8 protein-coding genes are annotated in these 7729 nt (G+C 73.5%); all 8 read left to right on the forward strand.

Annotated elements, in window-relative coordinates:
• Nucleotides 1-160: 160 nt before the first annotated feature.
• The 8 genes from LCD33_RS17660 (at nucleotide 161) to LCD33_RS17695 (ending at nucleotide 7589) form a co-directional block, all read left to right on the forward strand.
• A complete protein-coding gene (locus LCD33_RS17660; RefSeq protein WP_224963330.1) occupies nucleotides 161-412 on the forward strand; it encodes a type B 50S ribosomal protein L31 in 252 nt (83 codons plus the stop codon).
• Between the two features lie 111 nt (nucleotides 413-523).
• Nucleotides 524-676, forward strand: coding sequence for a 50S ribosomal protein L32 (gene rpmF, locus LCD33_RS17665; protein ID WP_224967884.1), 153 nt, complete (start codon nucleotides 524-526; stop codon nucleotides 674-676).
• 241 nt (nucleotides 677-917) lie between these two features.
• Nucleotides 918-1613 (forward strand): response regulator transcription factor, encoded by a 696-nt coding sequence (locus LCD33_RS17670; RefSeq protein WP_224962883.1) that lies wholly within the window; start codon nucleotides 918-920, stop codon nucleotides 1611-1613.
• Nucleotides 1610-3025, forward strand: a complete 1416-nt coding sequence (locus LCD33_RS17675) for a cell wall metabolism sensor histidine kinase WalK (RefSeq protein WP_224962885.1) — start codon at nucleotides 1610-1612, stop codon at nucleotides 3023-3025. Before LCD33_RS17670 ends, LCD33_RS17675 begins: the two co-directional genes overlap by 4 nt.
• Nucleotides 3026-3381: 356 nt before the next feature.
• Nucleotides 3382-4227 carry a DeoR/GlpR family DNA-binding transcription regulator gene (locus LCD33_RS17680; protein WP_224962887.1) on the forward strand — a complete coding sequence of 282 codons (846 nt, stop codon included), beginning with the start codon at nucleotides 3382-3384 and terminating at the stop codon, nucleotides 4225-4227.
• Entirely contained in the window at nucleotides 4224-5300 is a 1077-nt protein-coding gene (gene galT / locus LCD33_RS17685) for a galactose-1-phosphate uridylyltransferase (RefSeq protein WP_224962889.1), read from the forward strand. Before LCD33_RS17680 ends, galT begins: the two co-directional genes overlap by 4 nt.
• 148 nt (nucleotides 5301-5448) lie before the next feature.
• On the forward strand, nucleotides 5449-6888 hold the full coding sequence (locus LCD33_RS17690; RefSeq protein ID WP_224967882.1) for a S1C family serine protease: 1440 nt from the start codon (nucleotides 5449-5451) through the stop codon (nucleotides 6886-6888).
• Nucleotides 6889-7088: 200 nt separating this feature from the next.
• Nucleotides 7089-7589, forward strand: a complete 501-nt coding sequence (locus LCD33_RS17695; RefSeq protein WP_184476585.1) for a molybdenum cofactor biosynthesis protein B — start codon at nucleotides 7089-7091, stop codon at nucleotides 7587-7589.
• Nucleotides 7590-7729: the final 140 nt, after the last annotated feature.

Raw genomic sequence — 7729 nt, forward strand, 5'->3', positions numbered from 1 at the left:
CCCCCCCCCCCGTTCCCCCCCGGCCCCCCCCCCCCCGGCGCCCCCCCCCCCCCCCCGCCGCCCCCCGCCCCCCCCGCCGCCCCCGCGGGGGGGGCCCCCCCCCCCCGCCCGGCGGGTAACCCCGGGCGCGCGACCGGAACGACCAGCACAGGAGGAGATCGTGAAACCGAACATCCATCCCGAGTACGGCCCCGTCGTGTTCCAGGACCGCTCCACCGGCACCCGGTTCCTGACCCGCTCCACCGCCACCTCGGAGGACACCGTCACCTGGGAGGACGGGCAGAACTACCCGCTGATCGTCGTCGACATCACCGCCGACTCGCACCCGTTCTGGACCGGCAACCAGCGGGTGCTCGACAGCGAGGGCCGCGTCGAGAAGTTCCGGCGCCGCTACGGCGACCGCCGCCGCTGAACCCGGCACCGCTGGACCCGGCACCGCTGGACCCGTGCCCGCCGAATCCCGGCGCCGCTGGACCCGGCACCGCCGAACCCCGGCACCACCTGATCGAGGAGGAAGAACCGCATGGCCGTTCCCAAGCGGAAGATGTCCCGCAGCAACACCCGGCACCGCCGCTCGCAGTGGAAGGCGACCGCGCCCGAACTGGTGCCGGTCGTCATCGACGGCGAGAAGAAGTTGGTCCCCCGCAACCTGATCCCGTACTTCCAGCAGAAGTGATCGCGGGTCCCCGCGCGTAGGGCGCGGCGGCTTCCTCGCCGCGGGACCGTTCTCCCCGGTGGCTACCCGCTCCCGGTGGAGGGCGCCGTCCCGCGGGGAAGCCGCCGGGAACCCGCTGATCCGCCGGTGCGGCCCGGTGTCGTGCCCGGTGGGCGCGGTCTGCGTCACATCGAGGTGGGCGGCGCGCCGCGCCGCTGCGGGTTCTCAGGTTCATCTCAGAACTACGCGCAACACTGTCCGCATGCGCATCCTCGTCGTCGACGACGACCGGGCCGTGCGCGAGTCCCTGCGCCGCTCGTTGCAGTTCAACGGCTACCAGGTGGAGCTCGCCGCGGACGGTCAACAGGCCCTGGACCAGCTGGCGGACCAGCGGCCCGACGCGATGGTGCTGGACGTCATGATGCCCCGCCTGGACGGCCTGGAGGTGGCGCGCAGGTTGCGCAGCACCGGCGATGACCTGCCGATCCTGGTGCTCACCGCCCGCGACGCCGTGTCCGACCGGGTCGCCGGGCTCGACGCGGGCGCCGACGACTACCTGCCGAAGCCGTTCGCGTTGGAGGAGCTGCTCGCCCGGCTGCGCGCGCTGCTGCGCCGCGCCTCCCCGTCCGCCGACGACGGCGACGAGCTGCCGCCCGCGCTGAGCTTCGCCGACCTCCAGCTCGACCCCGGAACCCGCGAGGTGCGCCGCGGCGACCGGCCGATCAGCCTCACCCGTACCGAGTTCGCGCTGCTCGAACTGCTCATGGCGCACCCCAAGCAGGTCCTCACCCGCAGCAGGCTGCTGGAGGACGTGTGGGGCTACGACTTCCCGACCTCCGGCAACGCGCTGGAGGTCTACATCGGATACTTGCGCCGCAAGACCGAGACCGAAGGTGAACCCCGCTTGATCCACACCGTGCGCGGCGTCGGCTACGTGCTCCGCGAGACCCCGCCGTGACGGCGCCCGCCCCGCCCGCTCCCGACGCCGAGACCGGCGGCACCGGCGACCGCGGCCGGTTGCAGCGGATCTCGTTGCGCAACCGGGTGACCTTGCTGGCCGCGCTGTCCGTGGCGGGAGCCGTGGCCCTGGTGTCCCTCGGCGCGTTCTTCACCGTGCGCGACAGCCTCTACGAGCAGCTCGACGACAGCCTGCTGCGGCGCGCCGTCGAAGCCGAGTCCGGGCCGCTGATCGACGAACCCGCCGGGCTGCAAGGCGTTCCGGTCGCGTTCTACACGGCGGCGAACCTGGAGATCAGCGTGCTCTACCCGAACGGGGCGGAGCTCGCGCCGAGCCAGCGGCCGCCGTCCGGGCCGCTGGAACTCGCCGTGGCGCAGGGGAAGCTGCCCCGCTCCATCCGCACCGACGAGGCCACCAACAGCCGCATCGTGGCGGTGCCCGCCGACAACGGCGCGCTGGTCATGGCGCAGTCCCTCGGCCCCACGAAGGCGACGCTCGCGCAGCTGAGCCTGGTGCTCGTCGTGATCGGCGGGGCGGGCATCCTGCTCGCCGCCGCCGCGGGCACCGCGGTGGCCAGCGCCGGGCTGCGGCCGGTGCAGCGGCTCAACGCGGCCACCGAACGCGTCGCGCTCACCGGTGATCTGCGGCCCATCCCGGTGTCCGGGGACGACGAGCTGGCCCGGCTCACCACCTCGTTCAACGACATGTTGGGGGCGCTCGCCGAATCGCAGGAGCGGCAGCGGCGGCTGGTCGCCGACGCCGGTCACGAGCTGCGCACCCCGCTGACCTCGTTGCGCACCAACCTGGAACTGCTGATGGCCGCCGCGCAGCCGGGGGCGCCCGCACTGTCCGACCAGGACCGCGAGGAGATGTTCGAGGACGTGCGCGGGCAGATCACCGAGCTCTCCGCGCTCGTCGGGGACCTGGTGGAACTGGCCAGGGAGGACGCCCCGCAGGCCGTGCACGAACCCGTCGAGCTCGTCGACGTCGTGGAGCGCGCGCTGAACCGGGCGCGCAGGCGCGCGGGCCCCGTCGAGTTCGACGTGCGGTTGCAGCCCTGGTCGATGATGGGCGACGCCACCGCGCTGGAGCGGGCGGTGCTGAACTTGCTGGACAACGCCGCCAAGTGGAGCCGGGACGGCGACACGGTGCGGGTGCAGCTCTACCCGGACGGCGCCGGTTCGGTCGTGCTGGAGGTCTCCGACGGCGGGCCCGGCATCGCCGAGGCGGACCGGCCGCACGTGTTCGAGCGGTTCTACCGGTCGTCGCTGGCGCGCACGCTGCCCGGTTCCGGGCTCGGGCTGTCCATCGTGAAGCAGGTCGCGGAGCGGCACGGCGGCAGCGTGTGGGCCGGTGCGGCGCCCGAGGGCGGCGCGCTGCTGCGGATGGTCCTGCCGGGGCACGTCGGCTGACCGCGTGCGGCGGTTGAGCCGATCGGCGGCGGCGCTGGGTGGACCGGCGGCGGCGCTGGGCGGATCGGGCGGACGCGCCGTCCCCCGTTCCGCGGCCGCTGGTGCCGCCGTGTGATCCTCGTACCGACCGGAAGCGCCCATCCGGCGCAATCCGTCCGAAAATCCAACAGCATCGAACATCTTTGGTGCGTGCTTTCGATCGATACCCGGATTTTTCGGCCGCGTCATCACGGGTAGTGTTGGTTCATGTTGACTTGACGCGTCAAGTTCAGCAGCATCCTCATGAACAGGACGCGCACCGACGCAGCGCCCGCCCGGGGATCAGCGCTCCGGGTCGGCTGGATGGGACGGGTGGAGTGCTCGCACGCCAACGCCAGGAAGTGATCCTCGACGAGGTGCGGCGCACCGGCGCCGTGCAGGTCAGCGAGCTCGTGCTGCGCCTCGGCGTCTCCGACATGACCATCCGCCGCGACCTCGACGCGCTCGCCCGCCAGGGCCTCGTCGAGAAGGTCTACGGCGGCGCCACCTCCACCCTCGGCCGCAGCACCGACGAACCCGGCTTCGAAGCCAAGTCGGTCCGCCAGCTCGCGGAGAAGGAGGCCATCGCGCGCGAGGCCGCCGCGCTCGTCCGGCCCGGCACCGCCATCGGCCTGTCCGCGGGCACCACCACCTGGACCATGGCCCGGCACCTCGACGACATCCCCGACCTCACCGTCGTCACCAACTCGGTCCGCGTCGCCGACGTGCTGCAGCAGCGCGGGCGCACCGACCGGACCGTCGTGCTCACCGGCGGCGTCCGCACCCCCTCCGACGCGCTCGTCGGACCCGTCGCGGTGCAGTCGCTGCGGTCCCTGCACCTGGACCTCGTGTTCCTCGGCGTGCACGGCATGGCGCCCCGCGCCGGGTTCACCACCCCCAACCTCAACGAGAGCGAGACCAACCGGGCGCTCGCCGAAGCCGCCAGCAGGCTCGTCGTCGTCGCCGACCACGCCAAGTGGTCCACCGTCGGCATCTCCACCATCGTCGACTTCGCCGAGGTCGACGTGCTGATCACCGACGACGGGCTGCCCGACGACGCCCGGCAGCTGCTCGCCGAGCAAGTCCACGAACTGGTGATCGCCGAAGCGGTGCTCACCGCCGATTCCGCACCCGACAAGTCCGGCCCCGACCAGGCCGGCAGCGATCAGGAGGCCGCGCGGTGAAGCGCACCGTCCGGGAACTGGCCGACGGCAGGCAGATCTACTACTTCGACACCGATCCGGCGCGGGAGCGCGCGGCCGCGGACACCCGCGACCTGCCGCCGCGGCCCCCCGTCTCCGAGATGCGGCGCGACCCGCTCACCGGGGAATGGGTCGCGATGGCCGCCCACCGCCAGACCCGCACCTACAAGCCGCCGGCCGACCAGTGCCCGCTGTGCCCGAGCACGCCCGGACGCCTCACCGAGATCCCCGAGGCCGACTACGAAGTCGCAGTCTTCGAGAACCAGTTCCCGTCCTTCGCCGCCGCCGACCCCGATCCGTCCACCGTGGACGGACTTCCGATGGTGCCGACCGGGCCGGCGCGCGGTCGCTGCGAAGTCGTGTGCTTCACCTCCGACCACGGCACCTCCTTCGGGCAGCTCAGCCCCGCGCAGGTCCGCACCGTCGTCGAGGCCTGGGCCGACCGCACCGCCGAACTCTCCGCCACCCCCGGCGTCGAGCAGGTCTTCTGCTTCGAGAACCGGGGCGAGGAGATCGGGGTGACGCTGCACCACCCGCACGGCCAGATCTACGGGTACCCGTTCGTCACGCCCAAGACCGAGCGGATGCTGCGCACCGCCGAGGACTACCTCGCCGAGCACGGCAGGCCCGTCCTCGGCGACGTGCTCGCCGCCGAACGCGCCTCCGGGCGCCGCGTCGTCGTCGACTCCGAGCACTGGACCGCGTACGTGCCCGCCGCCGCCCGCTGGCCGGTCGAGGTGCACGTGGTGCCGCACCGCCAGGTGCCCGACCTCGTCGCGCTCACCGACGAGGAGCGCAACGACTTCGCCACCACCTACCTGGAGGTGCTGCGCCGGCTCGACGGGCTCTACGACCGGCCGCTGCCCTACATCGCCGCGTGGCACCAGGCGCCGGTGCGCACCGGGCGGGACCTGTCCTGGCTGCACCTGGAGCTGTTCTCGGTGCTGCGTTCCGCGGACAAGCTGAAGTACCTCGCCGGGTCCGAGTCGGGCATGGCGGTGTGGGTGAACGACGTGACGCCGGAGCAGATCGCCGACCGGCTCCAGGCGCTCTGATCGGCCGCCGCCCGCTACGCCGGGTGATCGATGTCCGGGCGTCGCGCTCTCGATCGAGGGTGTGACGTTCGGCACTGGCGCGGATTCGTCCGGCACTCCACAGGCGGGTCTCAGGCGGTTCTCAGCTGAATGCCCCAAAGTGGGGAACATGAGCGACCAGCCCCAGCGCGGCTCGGGCGAACCGTCCGAAGACCCGCGACAGCAGGCAGACAGCAGCGGAACCGCCCACCTTCCGCAGGCGACCGGCGACACGCCGCCTGCCGGGGCCTTCGAGCAGCAGTCCGGCACCCAGCAGCAGCCGCGCCTCGCGCCCGACGCCGACCCCGGCAGGCAGGAACCGCCCGGCGGTCCCGCGGCCACCCGGCAGCAGCCCCAGCCGTACGGCGCCTACGAGCAGCAGCCCGGCATGGGCGGCGCTCCCGGCGGCCAGTACCCGCAGATGGGCGCGCCGCACCAGCAGCAGGGCTGGTACCAGCAGCCGATGGGCGCGGTCCCCGTGCAGCAGCACCGGCCTGCCAAGCGCAACGGGCTCGTCGCCACCGCGCTCGTCGGTGCGCTCGCGATCGGCCTGGTCGGTGGCGGCGTCGGCGGTTTCGTCGGCTACCGCCTCGGCTCGTCCGGCGCGGAATCCCAGGGCACGAGCCTCGACCAGCAGCAGCCCGCGCGCAGCGCCAGCGTCGCGCCGAAGGGCTCGGTGCAGGGCGTCGCCGAGAAGGTGCTGCCCAGCGTGGTGCAGCTGCAGATGCAGAGCGCGCAGGGCTCCGGCGAGGGCTCCGGGATCGTGCTCAGCCAGGACGGCTACATCCTCACCAACGCCCACGTCGCCGAAGGTGCCGGGCAGGGCAGGCTCACGGCGATGTTCAACGACAACCGGACCGCGTCGGTCCGGATCGTCGGCGCCGACCCGAAGTCCGACCTCGCCGTGGTGAAGGCCGACATCACCGGTCTCACCCCGGCCGAGCTCGGCCGCTCCGACGACCTGCCGGTCGGTGCCCCGGTGGTGGCGATCGGCTCGCCGTTCGGGCTCTCCGGCACCGTCACCAGCGGCATCATCAGCGCCAAGGACCGCCCGGTGCGCGCGGGCGGGCAGAGCGGCGCCCAGGACAGCGTGCTCAACGCGCTGCAGACCGACGCCGCGATCAACCCCGGCAACTCCGGTGGCCCGCTGGTCGACATGGACGGTCGCGTCGTCGGCATCAACTCCGCCATCTACAGCCCCGGGTCCGGGGAGCAGGAGCAGGGCGGTTCGGTCGGCCTCGGCTTCGCCATCCCGATCGACCAGGCGCAGCGCACCGCGAAGGAGCTCAAGGACACCGGCGCGGCGACCCAGACCACGCTCGGCGTGAGCATCCAGAGCGCGCAAGGGGGCGGCGCCGTGGTGCGCCAGGTGGTGCCGAACGGGCCCGCGCAGCAGGCGGGCATCCGGAACGACGAGCGGATCACCAAGTTCGACGGGCGCTTCATCGAGGACGCGGACGCCCTCGTCGCCACGGTCCGCTCCCACCAGCCGGGCCAGAAGGTCCAGGTGACCCTGACCGGCGCGGACGGCGGCGAGCGCACGGTGGACGTCGTGCTCGCCGGTCAGTAGGTCCGCACGACACCCGGCCGCGTCCGCGGCCAGCCCCGCACGGCCCGGCCCGGGCCGCGGTGACAAGGAGAACGCGACAGATGTCCGAACGCAACGGCCACGTCATCCCGCACCGGAACCAGCAGCAGCGCGCCCGGCTCGTCGAGCCCGGCGAGTCACTGGATCTCCCCCCGGAACTCCTTGCCACTACGGTGAACGGCATGGAACGCAGCGCGCAGCGGCTGGGACGCGCCCTGGTGGTCGTGGTCGACGACCGGGCCGCGCAGGGCGAGCAGGAGGACAGCATCGGTCCGTTGGTGACCGAACTGCTGGAGGAAGCCGGATTCATCGTGGACGGGACCGTCGCGGTGGCCGGGGAGACGGTGGACATCCGCAACGCGCTGAACACCGCGGTGATCGGCGGCGTGGACGTGGTGATCACGGTCGGCGGCACCGGGGTCTCGCCCCGGGACGTCACGCCGGACGCCACCTCCGGGGTGCTGGACATGCCGGTGCCCGGCATCGCCGAGGCCCTGCGGGCGTCGGGGCTGGCCGCGGGAGCGGTCGACGCCGGGGTGTCCCGCGGGCTGGCCGGGGTGTCCGGCAGCACGCTGGTGGTCAACCTGGCCGGATCCCGGGCCGCGGTGCGGGACGGGATGGCGACGTTGTCGCCGCTGGTGACGCACGTGATCGAGCAGCTGTCGGGGCTCGAACAGGCCTGACCCGGAACCGGACGACAACGGTGGCGGGCCCCCCCCGGGGGGCCCCCCCCCGCCGGGGGGGGGTGCCCCCCCGGGGGGGGCCCCCGGGCCCCCGGGGGCCCCCCGGGGGGGGGGGGGCGGCGGGGGGGCCCCCCGGGGGG

Source organism: Saccharopolyspora sp. 7B (assembly GCF_020177435.1).
Classification (GTDB): domain Bacteria; phylum Actinomycetota; class Actinomycetes; order Mycobacteriales; family Pseudonocardiaceae; genus Saccharopolyspora_C; species Saccharopolyspora_C gregorii.